This is a genomic window from Chryseobacterium sp. Bi04, assembly GCF_918698085.1.
Taxonomy (GTDB): Bacteria; Bacteroidota; Bacteroidia; order Flavobacteriales; family Weeksellaceae; genus Chryseobacterium.
Genome location: NZ_CAKKLP010000001.1, coordinates 949,745 through 967,370, shown reverse-complemented (window position 1 = coordinate 967,370; position 17,626 = coordinate 949,745). Strand labels below are relative to the sequence as shown.

The following is a 17,626-nucleotide window of genomic DNA, read 5'->3' as shown; positions in this document are numbered from 1 at the left end:
TTACATCATGAATTTTGAAAACAATAAATCCGGAAACGGCGGAGTTCTGACACTAAATAATGAAATAAAGGAAATAGGAAGACTTACTTATACCATTTTCCCTGAAGACCATAAGCTGATTATTTCTTTCGTATTGGTTCACCCTGAATTTGAGGGAAGAGGAATGGGGAAATATTTGGTAGAAGAAGCCATAAAGTTTGCCAGAGAAAATAACTGGCAGGTATATCCTCACTGTTCCTATGCAAGATCAGTAATGATGAGAATGAGTGATGTAGATGATATCCTTTTAAAGAATTAGAACCTCATTCAACAGAATCTCCTCAATATTGTTGGGGTAGTCTACTTTTAAGTGATAGTCAGAAGCTACCCATTCCATAATTTCCTGTAGATTTAAAACTTTAGAATTTGGAATTCCCATTTTATCTAAAGCACAGGCATTACATTCCTGTTCATATTGATTATGAATAGGGATTACGAATAATTTTTTATCCATAAAAAGTGCCTCAGCCGGAGTTTCAAAACCCGCGTTGCATAAAATCCCCTCGCAGCCTTCAAAATATTTCAGATACTGGCTTTCATCTATAGGAAATACTTCAACATTTTTTACTTTCACCTGTACCTTGCTGTATTTAGAGAATACCTTCCACTCTACCGGAATTTTTCTAAGAACTTTAATAATATTTTCATCTGCAAAACTGGGAAGATAAACTACATAATACCCCTGTTTATAAGGATTCAGGTTTCTGATTTTCTTTCTTATAACCGGCTTCTTGATCTGAGGATGATAATTTTCAAAATGGAAACCTATTTTCCTTTCGCTGGGAACATAATATTTTAAGATCATTTCTCCGAGGAAATCTTTCTTTTCAGGTTTTGGGGTCTCCGAAAAGCTCATTGATGCCTGATGACTCAGTTCTATCATCGGCAGTTTCTTCAATTTGGAAGCCCATCCCGTTAGAGGCTCGTAGTCATTGATGATTAAATCATATTTAGAAAGCTCCAGTTCCTTTATTGTTTTGACAGCTTCCAGGAATTTATTCTCAGTAAATGTTTTGAGATAGGATAGACCGCCTGTTTTGTTATAAAGCAGAGAGATGCCTTTATGTTGGAAGTTGATGTCGAAATCAGCCTTTAATTGGGATTGATGACCACTGATCAGTGTATCTACCGAAGCATATTTTTTAAGAATAGGAATTATTTCCTGTGCCCTGGCCATATGGCCATTTCCGGTTCCTTGAAATGCATACAGAATTTTCATTTAAGTGAAATTGGTTACGATTTTTAAAAGGTCAGAGCTGTCCATCTCCTGAATTTCTTCAGCTTCGTCATCTTTCAGCAGATGTTTATGTTCGTCGTAGTAAAAGATACTCCATTTTTTCTCATTATATTCCAATGCCGATAAATTTTCTATCCAATCACCGGAATTTAAATAAGTACAGGATCCTTTTTTAGTAACGACCTCCCGAATCTGGGGCTGATGAATATGGCCACAGACAACATAATCGTAATGATTATCTATAGCCAGCTCAGAAGCAGTAAGCTCGAAATCTCCGATATACTTAATCGCTTTTTTCACATTATTTTTGATCTTTTTTGAAAATGAATATTTTTCTTTACCCATTTTTTCTAAAAACCAATTAACAACATTATTGATGATAATTAAAAGATCATATCCTTTTCCGCCAAGCTTGGCAATCCATTTGGAATGTTGAACTGATGCGTCGAACACATCACCATGAAAGATCCAGGTTTTTTTTTCGTCTATTTCCAGGCAGATTTTATTGCAGACCTTTAGTTTTCCCAATTCAAAATCAGTAAACTTGCGGAACATTTCATCGTGATTGCCTGTAATATAATAAACCTCTGTGTCTTTGGTAGCAAATGAAAGGATTTTTCTGATCGCTTTCAAATGAGGTTTAGGGAAGTAAGACTTTTTGAATTGCCAGATATCAATGATATCACCATTCAAAACTAACGTTTCGGGCTGGATAGAATTGAGATATCTCAACAATTCTTTAGCCTTACATCCATAAGTTCCCAAATGAACATCCGATATAACAACTAATTCAACGTTTCTTTTCATAGTTTTATACAAAGAAACTAATTGAAAATTAACTGTATATGAATGCTATATTATTTTTTATAAAGAGTTCATCAGCTCTTCGGTAATTTCCATGTTATGGTAAACGTTTTGTACATCATCATCCTCTTCAAAACGGTCAAGCATCTTCATGTTAGCTTTGAACTGTTCTTCGTTTACTTCTTTTGTATTGTTTGGAATTCTTTGAAGTTCTGCACTTTTAGCTTCAATTCCAAGTTCATCTAATTTATGAGATAAGGAACCGAAATCTTCAAACGCTGTTGTAATCATTACTTCATCTTCATCTTTTTCCACATCTTCTGCTCCCCCATCAATCATTTCCATTTCAAAATCATCCCAGTCCATTTTTACCTGAGCCAGATCAAGGGTAAAAATTCCTTTTCTATCGAAGATAAATGCTAATTCACCATTCTTCCCGAGGTTTCCGTCAAACTTATTGAAAATAGCCCTTACATTAGCTACCGTTCTCGTTGTATTATTTGTAGTACATTCTACAAAAAAAGCAACTCCTCCTTGCCCGTAACCTTCATAAGTAATCTCTTCGTAGTTTTCAGCATCAGCACCACTCGCTTTTTTAATAGCTCTTTCTACATTATCTTTAGGCATATTAGCCCCTTTAGCATTCTGGATGCATCTTCTTAAGGCCGGATTAGCCTCGGGGTCTGTTCCACCCGCTTTTACAGCCAGTGCAATATCTTTACCTATTTTGGAAAATGTTTTGGCCATCTTATCCCATCTGGCCATTTTAGAAGCTTTTCTATATTCAAATGCTCTTCCCATTTTAATTTTAAATTTTCAACAAAATTAACTAAAAGTCAACAAAAAAAAAATACCTCCAATCAAATTGGAGGTATTCATTATTTAGAAAAATTAATTATTTTCTTTTTTTAGCCGTAGCTTTTCTCTTAACTGGAGCTTTTTTAGCTTTTTTCACTACAGTCTTCTTCTCTACTACTTCTAGATCAGATTTCTTAAGTGAATCCCATGCAGCACCATTTACAGCTTCTACAACTACTTTTCTGTCAACCATTCTGTCAGCATCTGAAGCTTTAGCAGAAACTTGAGCATCTCTAGAACCAACACCAGTAGATTTTAACTGGTTAGCGTTAACTCCTCTAGACTCAAGAGCACCTACTACAGCAGCAGCTCTTTCTCTTGAAAGTTTCAAGTTGTAAGCAGCAGCACCTTTAGCATCTGTGTGACCAGTTACTAAGAATGTACCGTTAGAAGATTGCTTAATGATCTTAGCAGCTTCATCTAATTTACCATTAGATTCTGGTCTGATAGTAGCCTTGTTAAAGTTGAACAAGATTCCTTTAAGAGCACCAGTAGCTTCTTCACTGATTACTTTTTCTGGCTTAGGACATCCGTTGTATTCTGGAAGACCTGGAACAGTAGGACAAGCATCATCTTTATCTAAGATACCGTCACCGTCTGTATCTGGCCAAGGACAACCGTTGTTTTCAGCAGGACCTGCTACAGTAGGACAAGCGTCATCTTTGTCGATTACACCATCACCGTCTGTATCTGGCCAAGGACAACCATTGTTTTCAACTGGACCAGCAACATCTGGACATTGATCGTCTTTATCTGGAACTCCGTCACCGTCAGTATCAGGACATCCCTGGAATTCTGGTAAACCTGGAGTATCTGGACAAAGATCGTCTTTGTCTAGGATACCATCCTTATCTCTATCTCTGTTTCCGAATCTGAATAAGATAGATGCAGAAGCTTGCCAGAAGTTAGCAACAGTAGATTTATCACCTGGAGTTGATACATAGTCACCTTGAATACCAAGACCGAAGTTCTTAGTTACCCAGAAGTTAGCACCAGCACCTGTAGCTACAGCAAAGTGGTTAGCTTTACCATTCTCGTTTCCATCTTTTCCGTTTTCAACAGTTTCGATTGGGTTACCATTAGCATCTACACTCATTCTTGGGAAAGAAAGTGCAGTATAGTCATGTCTAAGGTAGTTAGCACCAACTCTTAAGTATGGATCAAACCAAGATTCTTCGTTCCATAAAAGACCTGCAGCGTGAGCCTGGAAACCAAGACCTGTCATCAAGAAAAATTCTTTCCCCATGTTGAATCTTTTGTTTTCAACATTTCCAACAGAAGTTTGCCAGTCAATCACTAAACCTTTTCCAACGTTTCTAGCAACTGTCAACTTAGATAATGGAGGTGTAATAGAGAAGTTGTTCATATTGAACATACTCTTTGTCAAATTTTTAGCAGAGAACGTATTACTGAAGTTACCTCTTGCTGCTACATGGTTTTCTGCATGAGCACCAACTCCGATTAACCACGGATTGTTGGTAGTCTGCGCGAAAACAGTAGAGGCTACAGTAAGCGCCAATGCTGAAATTCCTAATTTTAGATTTTTCATAGAATTAAATGATTAAATAATTGATAATGCAAAATAAATATAATTTTTCTTTATATACAAAGTTTTTCAAATGATTTTTAACTTTTCTTTAATATTCTGTCCAGGTTACGTTTATTTTCTCTATCTTTTATGGACTCTCTTTTATCAAAGAGTTTTTTCCCCCTACCTAACGCAATCAGCACCTTTGCTTTCCCCTTATCAGTGATATATAATTTTAATGGAATAATTGTATTCCCTGCATCTTTTAACTTTTTTTCAAGTTTTTGCAATTCTTTTTTGTGCAAGAGCAATTTCCGTTCCCTTTTTGTTTTGTGGTTATAAAAAGTTCCCAATTTATACTCATCAATCATCATGTTAATGATGTATAACTCCCCATCAATAAACTGACAGAAGGATTCTGTGATGGATGCTTTTGAAGAACGCAAAGATTTTATTTCCGTACCCGTCAAAACCATTCCCGCTTCATATTCTTCGAGAATTTCATATTCAAAACGGGCTCTTCTATTTAATATGCTAACTGTTTTTTCAATCTTCATCATTTTAAAATTTCGTTAATGAAATATAGAAAAAATACGATACATTTAAAAACTTGACTATTATATTATTACAAAATACCCAAATTCTTTTCGTAATTTTGCGCCAAATTTACAAAACTATATGTTAACAGTATCTAACTTATCTTTACAATTCGGGAAAAGAGTTCTTTTTGACGAGGTAAATATTATGTTTACCAAAGGAAACTGCTACGGGATCATCGGAGCAAACGGTGCAGGAAAGTCTACATTCCTTAAAATATTAACAGGAAAGCAAGATCCAACAACAGGACATGTATCTCTGGAGCCGGGAAAAAGAATGTCAGTTTTAGAGCAGGATCACTTTGCTTATGATCAATATACTGTTCTGGAAGCTGTTTTGAGAGGAAACAAAAAATTATTTGAGATAAAGGAGGAAATGGATGCGTTATACGCAAAAGAAGATTTCTCTGATGAAGACGGAATTAAAGCTGGTGAGCTGGGCGTAATTTATGACGAAATGGGTGGGTGGACTGCTGAATCTGATGCACAGACCATGCTTTCCAATGTAGGTGTTAAAGATGATATGCACTGGCAAATGATGAGTGAACTTGAGAACAAAGACAAAGTAAAGGTTCTTTTAGCTCAGGCTCTTTTTGGTAACCCTGATGTATTGATTCTGGATGAACCTACGAATGACCTTGATATTGATACCATTTCATGGTTAGAAGATTTCCTTGCTGATTACGAAAATACAGTAATTGTGGTTTCTCACGACCGTCACTTCCTGGATACCGTTTGTACGCACATCGGAGATTTAGATTATGCTAAACTTAACCTTTATACAGGAAACTACTCTTTCTGGTATCAGGCATCTCAGCTAGCTACAAGACAAAGGGCTCAGGCCAACAAAAAAGCTGAAGAGAAGAAAAAGGAACTTCAGGATTTCATTGCCCGATTCAGTTCAAACGTTGCTAAAGCTAAACAGGCTACTGCAAGGAAGAAAATGATCGATAAATTAAATATTGATGATATTAAGCCATCTTCAAGAAGATACCCTGCCATCATTTTTGAAATGGAAAGAGAAGCCGGAGATCAGATTTTAGATGTAAAAGGTCTTGAAAAAACAAAAGACGGCGAATTATTATTCTCCAATATTGACTTAAACCTTAAGAAAGGTGATAAAGTAGCGGTACTTTCTAAAAACTCTTTAGCAATAACAGAATTTTTTGAAATCTTAGCGGGTAATACTGAAGCTGATAAAGGTGCTGTGGCTTGGGGAGTTACTACTACTCAGTCTCACATGCCTTTAGACAATACTAATTTCTTCCAGGAAGATCTTAGTTTGGTTGACTGGTTAAGACAATTCACCAAAAACGATGAAGAGCGTCATGAAGAATTCGTAAGAGGGTTCTTAGGAAGAATGCTTTTCTCCGGTGATGAAGCGTTGAAATCCTGTAAGGTACTTTCAGGGGGAGAAAAAATGAGATGTATGTTCAGCAGAATGATGCTTCAGAAAGCCAATATCCTTTTATTGGATGAGCCTACTAACCACTTGGACCTTGAAAGTATTACGACATTAAACAACTCCTTATCCAACTTTAAAGGAAATATCATGTTGTCATCTCATGACCACGAGATGCTTTCAACAGTCTGTAACAGAATCATTGAACTTACTCCTAAAGGAATTATCGACAGAGAAATGACTTATGATGAGTATCTTAGTGATAAGAAAGTAAAAGAATTAAGAGAGCAAATGTATTCTTAATCTAAACAACATTCGTGTTGATATAAAAATACCTCGAAGAAATTCTTTGAGGTATTTTTTTTAACAATAAATAAAATAATTATTTCGTCAGTTTTGTCGTTGGAATAGAAACCGTTCCCGGGTCTTTCCATAAACCGTCTTTTTCCGCTTTTTTCTTAATAGCCTGTGCTCTTTTTTCACTGTCAGGATGAGAGTTAAACATTTTTTCAAAACCGGTTTGTGTACTTCCCTGTGAAAGTAATGCTAACTTCTTAAAAGCTGTATATGCTCCTACAACATCATACTTGTTAGTCTTCATAAAGTCATAGGAATAGGTATCAGCCTCGGATTCTTGTTTTTTACTGTGAGAAGCATCTAAAAATGCATTAGCCATTTTCCCAACCTGGCTATCATTAAGAGTAGCCACTTGTGAAGATGCTGAAGATGCAGCATCCAGTGCAGCTGCTTTCAGGTAGGCAGATTTCATAGCATCTTTTGTATCCTGATTTTTCACGTGACCAATTTCATGGCCGATAACCGCTAATAATTCATTATCTGACATGATATCCATTAATGAGGAAAACACACGAACACTTCCGTCTGCACAAGCAAAAGCATTGATATCTTTCACTTTATACACCTTATAATTCAGACTTAGCCCGTCTTGAGATTTGTGCTTTCCAAACAATTTATTCAATCTTACAGTATAGGGGTCTTTTGGCCCTGCTACCTGATTATTTTTATCCATCCAATCTACAGATTCTTTGGATAATTTGACGGCATCTTCGTTGGTAAAAGATAAAGCCTTGGCACCATTAGAAACAATACCGGCTGCTTTTCCCAGGTTAATTTTTTGGGCATTGACAGAATACGCTGTTCCTAAAAACAATAAACATAGAGTAATTTTTTTCATAACTATTCAAAATTTGGAAGGCAAATGTAGCCAATTTTTAACAACTATAATGTAAAAACTTCACTTCCCATCATTTCAGAATGCTATTTTTTTTCCTTATTTTTGTGAAATGAGTCAAAAATGGATTTATAAACCCGAACCCGATGAGGAAGTTGTGGACGGACTAAGTTCGTCACTTGGTTTTGGTACTTTTGAATCTAAGCTTCTTGTTCTAAGAGGAATTGACAATTATCAAAAGGCCAGAGAATTTTTTAAACCGAACCTTAATGATATACACAACCCTTTTTTAATGGCAGATATGCAAAAAGCTGTAGAGCGTATTGCAACCGCTATTGAAAATGGAGAAAAGATACTGGTATACGGGGATTACGATGTAGATGGAACTACGGCAGTAGCTCTGATGTATCTTTACCTCAGCAAAATTGTAGAGAAAAAATATCTGGACTATTATATTCCGGACAGGAATTCTGAAGGATATGGAATTTCTACGGAAGGAATAGACTTTGCCAAAGAGAATGGATTTTCTTTGATCATTGCATTAGACTGTGGTATCAAAGCTATTGATATGATACAATATGCCAAAGATCTTGGTGTTGATTTTATCATTTGCGACCATCACCTTCCCGGAGAAGAAATTCCCAATGCTGTGGCTGTTCTGGACCCTAAGAGAAATGACTGCAGGTATCCATTCAAAGAACTTTCAGGATGTGGTGTAGGATTTAAGCTTTGCCAGGGACTTAATACCATTTATAAACTTCCGGAAGCGGAATTATTTGAGCTTACTGACCTTCTTGCTATTTCCATTGCTGCAGATATCGTTTCTATGACGGGAGAAAACAGAGTACTGGCTAAAATGGGGCTGAAAATTCTCAGAAAGACCAGAAATCTAGGCTTAAGGTTACTTATTCCTGAAGATAAACTTTCTCATTTTGAAATTTCAAATATTGTTTTTGAAATTGCTCCGAAGATCAATGCTGCAGGGAGAATATCTCATGGTAAAGCCGCAGTGGAGCTTATGGTTTCTGATAATCTGAAGCATGCCAACCAAATTGTGAGTGACATTATGGATCTTAACGATGAAAGGCGTGAACTGGATATGAATTCTACACTTTCTGCTTTGAATCAAATCATTGAATCTCAGCAGGAAACAAAACATACAACCATTGTTTATCATCCTGAATGGAATAAGGGAGTGATCGGTATTGTGGCTTCAAGGCTTATTGAAACTTACTACAAGCCCACTTTGGTATTTACAAATGGTAACAATGGAGAAATGGTAGCTTCAGCAAGATCTGTTTCGGATTTTGATGTACATGAAGCCCTTGATCTGTGCTCTGAATATTTTCTGAAATTCGGTGGCCATCATGCAGCAGCCGGACTTTCTATGGAAAAAGATAAATTTGATGCTTTCAAGGAAAAATTTGAAAGAATTGTTTCTGAAAAGATACAGGAGCATCAAAAGGAACCCTCCATTAGTATAGACTGTGAGATTAATATTAATGAAATCAACAGAGAGTTTATCAATTTCCACCGGAAATTAGCTCCTTTTGGGCCTCATAATATGAAACCTATTTTCACCCTGACCAACCAGAAACTTGCCGGCTATGTGAAGACTATGGGAAAGGATAACAATCACCTTAAGTTTTATATTAAACAGGAAACCACAGGCCGGAATATTGAATGTGTAGGCTTTAAACTGGGACCTTTTGCGGAAGATTTTAAACATAAGAATTTCGATCTTGCCTTCACCCTGGAAGAAAACCATTGGAAAGGTAATGTGACCCACTATCTCAATATAAAGGATGTGAAGTTTAGAGATTAATAGGCTGCAGGATTAGATTATTAAGTAACAAAACCAACATTTAATAATTCCCTGCAAAACCTCAAATAGTCTGCCTATTATATTGATAACTTTTTTACTATAACCTATTATCTGCTACCTGTTACTTTACAAAAAATGAAAAAAATCGGTTTATTTTTCGGATCTTTTAATCCAATACATATCGGACATCTTATTCTGGCCAATTACATTTTGGAAAATTCTGATATGGATGAATTATGGTTTGTGGTAAGCCCTCAAAATCCTTTTAAAGAAAAGAAATCGCTGCTTAACGATCATAACAGACTGGATATGGTACAGCTTGCGGTAAAAAATTACCCTAATATGAGAGTCTCTAATGTTGAGTTTTCTCTTCCAAAGCCAAGCTATACCATCGATACACTAACCTATCTTCATGAAAAGTATCCGGAATATTCTTTCAGTCTCATTATGGGAGAGGATAATCTGGATAATCTTCATAAATGGAAAAACTCTGATATCCTTATTAAAAATCATCATATTATTGTTTATCCGAGAGTATTTGAAGGTGAAAAGAAAGATTCTGAATACCTGCAGCATGAAAACATTTCACTGATAAAGGCTCCCGTAGTAGAACTTTCGGCTACGGAAATCCGCAGTATGCTCAAAGACGGTAAAAATGTGAGGCCTATGCTGCCTCCTGAAGTATTTGAATATTTGGACGGAAGCAGTTTTTATAAGTAATTTTGCAAATAAGAAGCTAGAATTTAGAAGTTAATAGAGTTGCATTCTCTATTTGTAACTCTTACCTTATACTTTACAACATGGAATTTCTCGAAAAAATTTTCTCAAAATATCCTCAGGAAAAAGTAATCAGATGGTTTAAGCAGATCTGCCTGGCCGAAGCTGTTTCATGGTTTTTTTTATTCACAGCAATGACCTGGATACGTATTGATCCGGAAGGTATATTTCCAATTGTGTACATCAGTACTATCGGCAGTATCCATGGTTTTTTCTTTACATTGTACCTGATATTTTTACCTGCCATAAGAAAAATATATAAATGGGATGATGAAGATAGCGTTTTCGCATTAATTGCCGCATTTTTTCCATTTGCCACAATTTGGATAGACAAAAAACTAGCCCGTTTCGACAGAGAATAACTTTATTTTTCATAAAATTTCAAATTTTCCTGTAACAAAATCATTGTTATGGTTGTCTTATTACGTAGAAAGGCAAAGCAATAAAAAAATAATTTAAATTTTATCAACTGATAATCAAATACTTACATTTGTTTAATATTATTTTTAAGTACTTTGTATTGCATAATACTATTTTTATTACATATCTTTGCTATGTTAAATAATAACACATACAAGCTATTACCAATTAAAAAATAATGATCATGAAAACTCAAATTCTAATTGCAGCCTTATTTTTCAGCGGATTCGTTAATGCCCAGCAATCTAAGGATAGTCTGAAAGTAAAGAATATTGAAGCAGTCAATATCAAGAAACAAGTTTTCAAAAAACAGGGAGACCGCCTTGTTTACGATGTAGCCTCTTCTCCTATTGCCAAAGGAACCAATACGTTCAATCTTTTGAAGCAAACTCCAATGATTTCCAGCATAGACGGAAAAACACTGAAGATCTTAGGAAAATCTGATGCGATTATTTATATCAACAACAAAAAATCAAATATGGATTCTGAGGCATTAATTGAAATGCTAAAGTCTACTCCATCTGAGGATATTCAGAAAATTGAAGTGATTACTGTTCCAGGAAGTGAATTTCAGGTGGAATCTAAGGAAGGTGTGATCAACATCGTCATGAAAAAGAATAAAAATAATGGCTACAACGGAACGATGAAGATGAATAATGAACAGGGGTATTACAACAATCCGTCAGCCGGTGCTTCTTTTAATTTCAGGCAGGGTAAATGGTCCGGAAACTCAAATTTCAGAATGGGAAGCTGGACAGAGAGACAAAAATATACCTTATCTAACGGTGACCCTAGTTTTAGAAATGAGTCTTTCGGATACAATGATGATCCCAACAAAAACTTAGGTGGAGGCTTCAATGTGGATTATGAGATCAATAAGAAACAAAGTATCGGGTTCTCTTACAATATGAGATACAACAAAAGTTTCAACTCTGTTCTTGATATAACTAATTGGCAAAATGGCCTTTTAACCAACAGAACGGTAAATAATGAGGATGCACAGACAAGGAATCATACGTTTAATTTAAATTACGAAATAAAGACAGATTCTTTGGGCAGTAAGCTTACTTCTAATATATCTTATCTTTGGTTCAACAGAGATAAAGCCAGCTTTAATGAAAGCTTCCCATTAGACAGCAACCCTGATAACAACTATTCGGCCCTGTACCAGTCAGTACCACAAATCATCAATAATTATGCTGCCAACATAGATTATCTGAAAAAAACATCTAAAGGCGCAACCTGGCTGATGGGAATCAGCTACAATCACACCAATACGGATAATGATACCAGACAGGAAAGACTTAAAAACGGTGATTTTGTAATAGACCCCAAGCAGACTAATCATTTCATTTATAAAGAAAATATCTTAGGAATTTATCTAAACTATGAAAGAAAGCTGACTGAAAAGCTATCCGGAAAAATAGGAGCCCGTTATGAAATGACCAGAAGTACAGGTGATATCCTTGACAAAACAGGATTCGAAAGAAATTATAATAACCTGTTACCTTATTTGAATTTAAATTATGCAATCAGTTCAGACCATAACCTAAGCTATACTTTTTCCAGCAGAATCAGAAGACCAAGATTCTGGGAGCTAAACCCTTCCAGAACCTATTTCACTCCTACGAATTATACCCAGAACAATCCATTTATACTGGCTTCAAAGTTCTATAATCAGGAACTGAATTATATGTATAAGAATGCCTACTATGCTAATTTAAGTTTTAATATGGTAGAAGATGCTTCTGCTTCTGATCTGCTTCCGTTGCAGGGAACCGTAACGGCTCCTAAAAGGGATGAAAATGGCAATATCATTTATGACAATAATGGCAATAAGATCATGGAAACAACAAAGTTTCTAAGATACATAAGAACCAATTATGGGAGCAACAGAGAAGTTAGCTTAACTCTTGGAATGAACAAATCATGGTTCAAAGATATATGGACTACTAATTATTCTGTCAACTTAGGTTATGTTACTTATAAAGGTGCAGTATTGGAAGATCCTACGTCCGCACCGACTCCTGAAGAAACGGAAGTCCTTGAACCTTACATCATTGATGTTAAAAATTACAATATGTCTGCTACCATCAATAATACGGTTCGGCTTTCTTCCAAAAAAGACTGGTTTTTAGGAGTCAATTACTTTTTTGCCAGTAAAGTGGCAATGGAAGGTGGTGTGATTGGCGCAAGACAAAGCTTCGATATCAGTGTGAAAAAAATTATAGGTGACTGGACTGTTATAGCGGAAGTAAATGACTTGTTTAATCAAAGTTTTTATAGGGTTAACGGAATACAGCCTAACGGGCAATACAATAATATAACCAACTTCAATTATCCAAGGCTACTGAGTATCGGAGTTACCTACAATTTCGGAAATCAGAAACTGAAAAAAGCAAGGGAAATGAAATCAGCGAACGATGCTGTAAAATCGAGAACATAAGCTTTTAAAACTACTACACATCATTCACATTTAAAGAAAACAGACATGAAACGCACTCTCTTATCCATCGCTATTATATTCGGAACTTTTGTTTTTGCTCAGGAAAAGAAAACCGACACTACAAAGACAAAAAGCATTGAAGGAATTACCATAACAAAACAGGTTTTTAAAAAGCAAAGCGACCGTTTTGTATATGATGTTGCAGCTTCTCCTGTTGCTAAAGGAAATACTACTTTTGATCTATTGAAACAAACTCCGCTTTTATCTTCTACAGATGATAAAACCCTGAAGATAGCCGGTAAAAACAATGCACTGATCTACATCAACGGCAGAAAAACCAATATGGACGCTGAATCCCTGGTGCAGTTCCTTAAAAACACACCTGCTGAGAATATTCAGAAAATAGAGGTTATTACGGTTCCGGGAAGTGAGTATCAGGTAGAATCTTCAGATGGGATCATTAATATTGTTTTAAAGAAAAAGATGAGTGATGGTCTCAGCGGGAACATGAGATTTTCCAATACACAAAGTAAATATAATGCAAGCCAGACCAGCTTCTCCGCCAATTACAGAAAGAATAAACTGGGCATCAGTGCCAACCTCAACGGTGGTGAAAATATTCAGGCTCAGACTTATACTTTAAGAAACGGAACGGTTGACACATCCAATGAATCTACCGGAAATATCGATGACCCGAACAAAAATATAGGTGGCTATCTCAATGTTGATTACCAGCTGACGGACAACAGTAATCTTGCTCTTTCCTGGAATACCTGGGCTAACAAGAGTTATAATTCCACAGTAAGTTTGTTTAATACTATAACCAATGGAGGGAAGACAAAATATACATGGTCAAAAAACAAAGAGGATTCAAGGTCATATAACAACTCTTTAAATTTAAATTATGAGTTAAAAACTGATTCTCTGGGCAGTAAATTAAATGTAAATGCTGCTTACCTGAATTATAAAAGATTTCAGTTTACGGATAACAGAACGTATGCCTCTAGTATCAACGGAGAGATAGGAGATAAAACTACACAGGTATTTCAGGATCTCCCTCAGATCATTAATAATTTCTCCGGAATGGTAGATTATATCCAGAAGTTTAAAAACGATCTTACTATTTCAGTAGGGGGAAATTATAATAAAACGAAAACAGACAACGATTCTAAAAGCGATACTTACTTTTTTGATCCTGTAGCTTCAAAATCAGCACCTAATCACTTTATTTATGATGAAAACATATATGGTGTTTATATTACCGCAGAAAAAAAATTCTCGGATAAATTCTCAGGGAAAATAGGTACCCGATATGAAATCACCAACAGCCTGGGAACTTCAGACAATGCACCTACAGAAGAGCTGAAAAGGATAAAAAGGAATTATAACAATATCCTTCCCTATTTAAGCTTTAATTATGCTATTAATGATAAAAACAATCTATCCTATTCCTTTTCGAGCAGAATGAGAAGACCTAGCTTCTGGGAAATAAATCCGGTAAGAAACATCCTGACTGACGATAATTACACCCAAAACAACCCTTTTGTAAAGGCATCTTCAACATATAATCAGGAGCTGACCTATATGTACAAAAACTCTTATTTCCTGATTCTTAGCCATTCGTTTTTTAAGGATGCCATCACTCAGGTTCCTTTACAGGGATATCCTGAATCACCTAATGGAAATATTGGAAAAAACCCTGTATTAAGATATATCAGAACCAATTTCGGAGATAAACAGGAAATGTCTGCCATGGTAGGAATTCAAAAGTCATTTTTCAAACAATATCTGACTACAAACTTCAATATTGGAGTACAGCATAATATTAACAACGGAAGTCTCGATACTGATCCTACAACCGGAGACCGATTCAGAAATAAAGAGGGAGACTATATCGTATATACCAATAAAACGAGCTCTACAAGTCTTTTGATCCAAACCAACAATACCATCCGTCTGGATAAAAAGAAAACCTGGTTTTTGGGTGTTAATTATTTCTTTGTGGACAAACAGCAGATTGAGCTTGGTACATTGAAAAGCTTAATGAGCTTAGATCTCAGTATCAAGAAAACATGGAATGAATGGACCTTTGCAGTGAATGTAAATGATATTTTAAGAACGAACATTATTAAGATTGAAGACTTCCAGGCAAACGGTAACTACAACTACATTCATCAAAACCAGTACCCTAGAAGCTTAACAGTAAGTCTTACCTATAACTTCGGAAATCAAAAAGTGAAAAAAGTAAGAGATATTGAAGGCGCTTCCGATTCTATTAAAAGCAGAACAAGATAAAAAATTATCTTTCTTCATATTCAACTCAATTATTTTGTATTATAACCCGTTGATTGATCAGCGGGTTTTTTATCTTTAGAGGTATGAGAAAAAATTTAATTTTCATTGTGGTAAGTCTCCATATATTATGTCTGCTCCTGAACTGCAAAGAAAAAAAGGTAAGTCTCGGTAGCGGTATTCATTTTGACAAAGAGGAAAATATTCATTATGGAAATGATCCTGACCAGATAATGGATCTCTATCTTCCGCATGAAAACCCTTCAAAGAAAAGAACTGCTTTTATCATTATACATGGTGGAGGCTGGCGCAGCGGGAACAAATCTCAGCTGACATTCTTTACCCTTTCTATGATGCAGAAATTTCCCGATTATATTTTTGCCAATATCAATTACAGATTGGCTTCGGTCAATCGGTACGGTATTCCTAATCAAATGGAAGATATTAGAAAAGCTACCGTATTTTTAAAAAATAAATTAAAGTATAATCCTAAAATCATTCTTCTGGGAAACAGTGCCGGTGGGCATTTATCCATGATGTATGCCTATCATTTTGATCCTTTAAAAAATGTAAAATCTGTTATTAATATCGTAGGACCCGCTGATCTTTCTGATGAAGGTTTTAAAACTTATGAAGAGTATTCATTTGTGGAAAAACATCTTATAGATCCTAAAATTCTTCCTGCGGGCATGACCGCCAACAGGTTTTCCAGTCCTGTACAATGGATTACATCCAATACCCCATCTACTCTCTCTTACTATGGAAATACAGACCGTGTCATTCCTCTGAGCCAGAAAAGGATTTTAGATTCTGTTTTAAATAAAAATAACGTGATCAATGAATCTTATGAGTTCAATGGCGGACATCTGGATTGGGATAAAAAGCCAAATAATACTTTCCTCATTAAAAAAATTGAAACGTTCCTTAAGAGGACCGATACATAATAAAAACGCTCTGAAAGTTTCAAAGCGTTTTATTCTTAGTATCCCAATGCTTTTTTAGCTTCAGTAGCCGCAGTATTCAGGGCATTCATACATTTCGGAAAGTTTTCCATATTGTTTCTGAGATCCCAGAACGGCAACAATACAATCACTGAAAAATCGGTCTCAGGATCATAAAGCATCATGGAAAGGTAACCTTCAGTAGCTCCGTTATGACCGTAGCCAACTCCCGGAAGGTGAAAACATCCTAATGCATAATCATGATCTTTGACAGCCGTTGCCGGCCCCTTACTGGTTTTCATTTGTTCAATACTTGAAGCAGTAAGTACATTCTCTGCTTTCATTGTGCTCCTGATATAATCGGAAAGTAATTTCATGGTCCCGATTCCGTTTCCTTCCCCTATATGAGCGCTGGCATTTTTAAGATGGGTAACCTCATCGTGGTCATCATATTTAATGAAGCCTGTCACATATGGCATAGGCAGCTGCTTATCCGAAGCAAGCTCTGGAAACCTGATTTCCAGCGGAACCTTTGTTCCGGGCCCTACAATATGGTCGTACATATAATTACCATAGGTTTTGTTCGCTCCTGTTTTTTGAGAATAAATTCTGGCTATAATTTCACTCAGAATAGAATATCCGGTATTTGAATAATGATACACCATATTCGGTGCTCCATAGGTAAGACTTTTTTCTGCTAAAATTTTCACATAATCCGAAGTGGAAAACTGGTGATCCGGGAAATGCTCAAGCATATAATCGGTATAGCTCTCCCCATCTATATTATATTTGCTGGTGTCATTGGTAATATCATAGACTCCCGCATTATGCTGTAGAAGCTGGCGAATAGTTATCTGCGATTTGTGGGGAAAGTCCCATGCTGCTCCATCGGGAGTATAAGGGACATTTGTTCCGGGAATCATAGCTGTAATTTTATCATCCAGGTTGAGCCAGCCTTCCTGCATCATTTTTAAAATTGCCGTAGAAGTAAAATTTTTGGTATTGCTGGCAAAACGGAAGTAAGTGTTTTTGGTTACCGGAATACCATTTACTCCGGTAGCCGTACTGAAAAGAGTTCCTTTTGGTGAAACTACATAAACGCTCAGTGAAGGAACATCAGTCTTTAATTCTTTCTGAAGGTTAGCGTGAATATCCTTTACGGCTGTATCAAGATTTGACCGGTAATCCTCGTTATCATTTTTTCCACAGCCTAAGGAAGCAAGCAGAAAAAGGGAACACCCAATAGTTTTTAGTTTTTTCATGGTATAT

The 17,626-nt window shown here is 35.9% G+C and carries 15 protein-coding genes; 8 read left to right on the top strand and 7 right to left on the bottom strand.

The window, feature by feature from the left end; all coding sequences use genetic code 11:
- Positions 1-7 precede the first annotated feature (7 nt).
- Positions 8-298 (top strand): GNAT family N-acetyltransferase, encoded by a 291-nt coding sequence (locus tag LQV47_RS04280; RefSeq protein WP_230034173.1) that lies wholly within the window; start codon positions 8-10, stop codon positions 296-298.
- Here LQV47_RS04280 and LQV47_RS04275 read toward each other — a convergent pair.
- The 5 genes from LQV47_RS04275 to smpB form a co-directional block, all read right to left on the bottom strand.
- Positions 287-1,258 (bottom strand): glycosyltransferase family protein, encoded by a 972-nt coding sequence (locus tag LQV47_RS04275; RefSeq protein ID WP_230034171.1) that lies wholly within the window; start codon positions 1,256-1,258, stop codon positions 287-289. The genes LQV47_RS04280 and LQV47_RS04275 overlap by 12 nt on opposite strands.
- On the bottom strand, positions 1,259-2,083 hold the full coding sequence (locus tag LQV47_RS04270) for a UDP-2,3-diacylglucosamine diphosphatase (RefSeq protein ID WP_230034169.1): 825 nt from the start codon (positions 2,081-2,083) through the stop codon (positions 1,259-1,261).
- Between the two features lie 57 nt (positions 2,084-2,140).
- Positions 2,141-2,881, bottom strand: a complete 741-nt coding sequence (locus tag LQV47_RS04265) for a YebC/PmpR family DNA-binding transcriptional regulator (RefSeq protein WP_230034167.1) — start codon at positions 2,879-2,881, stop codon at positions 2,141-2,143.
- Between the two features lie 94 nt (positions 2,882-2,975).
- On the bottom strand, positions 2,976-4,487 hold the full coding sequence (locus LQV47_RS04260) for an OmpA family protein (RefSeq protein ID WP_230034165.1): 1,512 nt from the start codon (positions 4,485-4,487) through the stop codon (positions 2,976-2,978).
- 77 nt (positions 4,488-4,564) lie between these two features.
- Positions 4,565-5,023 carry an SsrA-binding protein SmpB gene (smpB, locus tag LQV47_RS04255; RefSeq protein WP_230034240.1) on the bottom strand — a complete coding sequence of 153 codons (459 nt, stop codon included), beginning with the start codon at positions 5,021-5,023 and terminating at the stop codon, positions 4,565-4,567.
- Positions 5,024-5,144: 121 nt separating this feature from the next.
- Here smpB and LQV47_RS04250 point away from each other — a divergent pair, with 121 nt between their 5' ends.
- The gene (locus tag LQV47_RS04250; protein WP_230034163.1) at positions 5,145-6,767 is read left to right on the top strand and encodes an ATP-binding cassette domain-containing protein; all 1,623 of its coding nucleotides are present in this window, start codon (positions 5,145-5,147) and stop codon (positions 6,765-6,767) included.
- 79 nt (positions 6,768-6,846) lie between these two features.
- On the opposite strand, the gene LQV47_RS04245 is transcribed toward LQV47_RS04250, so the two are convergent.
- A complete protein-coding gene (locus LQV47_RS04245; protein WP_230034155.1) occupies positions 6,847-7,659 on the bottom strand; it encodes a M48 family metalloprotease in 813 nt (270 codons plus the stop codon).
- 109 nt (positions 7,660-7,768) lie between these two features.
- Here LQV47_RS04245 and recJ point away from each other — a divergent pair, with 109 nt between their 5' ends.
- The 6 genes from recJ (at position 7,769) to LQV47_RS04215 (ending at position 16,360) form a co-directional block, all read left to right on the top strand.
- The gene (gene recJ / locus LQV47_RS04240; RefSeq protein ID WP_230034153.1) at positions 7,769-9,481 is read left to right on the top strand and encodes a single-stranded-DNA-specific exonuclease RecJ; all 1,713 of its coding nucleotides are present in this window, start codon (positions 7,769-7,771) and stop codon (positions 9,479-9,481) included.
- Positions 9,482-9,616: 135 nt separating this feature from the next.
- Positions 9,617-10,201, top strand: coding sequence for a nicotinate (nicotinamide) nucleotide adenylyltransferase (nadD, locus tag LQV47_RS04235; protein WP_230034151.1), 585 nt, complete (start codon positions 9,617-9,619; stop codon positions 10,199-10,201).
- An 80-nt stretch (positions 10,202-10,281) separates the two neighbouring features.
- On the top strand, positions 10,282-10,620 hold the full coding sequence (locus LQV47_RS04230) for a DUF3817 domain-containing protein (protein ID WP_230034150.1): 339 nt from the start codon (positions 10,282-10,284) through the stop codon (positions 10,618-10,620).
- A 242-nt stretch (positions 10,621-10,862) separates the two neighbouring features.
- Positions 10,863-13,124 (top strand): outer membrane beta-barrel family protein, encoded by a 2,262-nt coding sequence (locus LQV47_RS04225; RefSeq protein ID WP_230034149.1) that lies wholly within the window; start codon positions 10,863-10,865, stop codon positions 13,122-13,124.
- A 45-nt stretch (positions 13,125-13,169) separates the two neighbouring features.
- Positions 13,170-15,419, top strand: coding sequence for an outer membrane beta-barrel family protein (locus LQV47_RS04220; protein WP_230034148.1), 2,250 nt, complete (start codon positions 13,170-13,172; stop codon positions 15,417-15,419).
- An 83-nt stretch (positions 15,420-15,502) separates the two neighbouring features.
- The gene (locus LQV47_RS04215; protein ID WP_230034147.1) at positions 15,503-16,360 is read left to right on the top strand and encodes an alpha/beta hydrolase; all 858 of its coding nucleotides are present in this window, start codon (positions 15,503-15,505) and stop codon (positions 16,358-16,360) included.
- 35 nt (positions 16,361-16,395) lie between these two features.
- Here LQV47_RS04215 and LQV47_RS04210 read toward each other — a convergent pair whose 3' ends face one another.
- Positions 16,396-17,619: a serine hydrolase domain-containing protein gene (locus LQV47_RS04210; RefSeq protein ID WP_230034146.1), complete on the bottom strand. Its 1,224-nt coding sequence runs from the start codon at positions 17,617-17,619 to the stop codon at positions 16,396-16,398.
- Between the last annotated feature and the right edge of the window lie 7 nt (positions 17,620-17,626).

Excerpts from the sequence above, each read along its gene's own strand:
- LQV47_RS04260 (WP_230034165.1), bottom strand. The coding sequence starts at position 4,487 with ATGAAAAATCTAAAATTAGGAATTTCAGCATTGGCGCTTACTGTAGCC.
- LQV47_RS04215 (WP_230034147.1), top strand. The coding sequence starts at position 15,503 with ATGAGAAAAAATTTAATTTTCATTGTGGTAAGTCTCCATATATTATGT.
- LQV47_RS04230 (WP_230034150.1), top strand. The coding sequence starts at position 10,282 with ATGGAATTTCTCGAAAAAATTTTCTCAAAATATCCTCAGGAAAAAGTA.
- recJ (WP_230034153.1), top strand. The coding sequence starts at position 7,769 with ATGAGTCAAAAATGGATTTATAAACCCGAACCCGATGAGGAAGTTGTG.
- LQV47_RS04210 (WP_230034146.1), bottom strand. The coding sequence starts at position 17,619 with ATGAAAAAACTAAAAACTATTGGGTGTTCCCTTTTTCTGCTTGCTTCC.
- LQV47_RS04280 (WP_230034173.1), top strand. The coding sequence starts at position 8 with ATGAATTTTGAAAACAATAAATCCGGAAACGGCGGAGTTCTGACACTA.
- LQV47_RS04245 (WP_230034155.1), bottom strand. The coding sequence starts at position 7,659 with ATGAAAAAAATTACTCTATGTTTATTGTTTTTAGGAACAGCGTATTCT.
- LQV47_RS04250 (WP_230034163.1), top strand. The coding sequence starts at position 5,145 with ATGTTAACAGTATCTAACTTATCTTTACAATTCGGGAAAAGAGTTCTT.
- LQV47_RS04270 (WP_230034169.1), bottom strand. The coding sequence starts at position 2,083 with ATGAAAAGAAACGTTGAATTAGTTGTTATATCGGATGTTCATTTGGGA.
- LQV47_RS04275 (WP_230034171.1), bottom strand. The coding sequence starts at position 1,258 with ATGAAAATTCTGTATGCATTTCAAGGAACCGGAAATGGCCATATGGCC.
- LQV47_RS04265 (WP_230034167.1), bottom strand. The coding sequence starts at position 2,881 with ATGGGAAGAGCATTTGAATATAGAAAAGCTTCTAAAATGGCCAGATGG.
- nadD (WP_230034151.1), top strand. The coding sequence starts at position 9,617 with ATGAAAAAAATCGGTTTATTTTTCGGATCTTTTAATCCAATACATATC.
- LQV47_RS04225 (WP_230034149.1), top strand. The coding sequence starts at position 10,863 with ATGAAAACTCAAATTCTAATTGCAGCCTTATTTTTCAGCGGATTCGTT.
- smpB (WP_230034240.1), bottom strand. The coding sequence starts at position 5,023 with ATGAAGATTGAAAAAACAGTTAGCATATTAAATAGAAGAGCCCGTTTT.
- LQV47_RS04220 (WP_230034148.1), top strand. The coding sequence starts at position 13,170 with ATGAAACGCACTCTCTTATCCATCGCTATTATATTCGGAACTTTTGTT.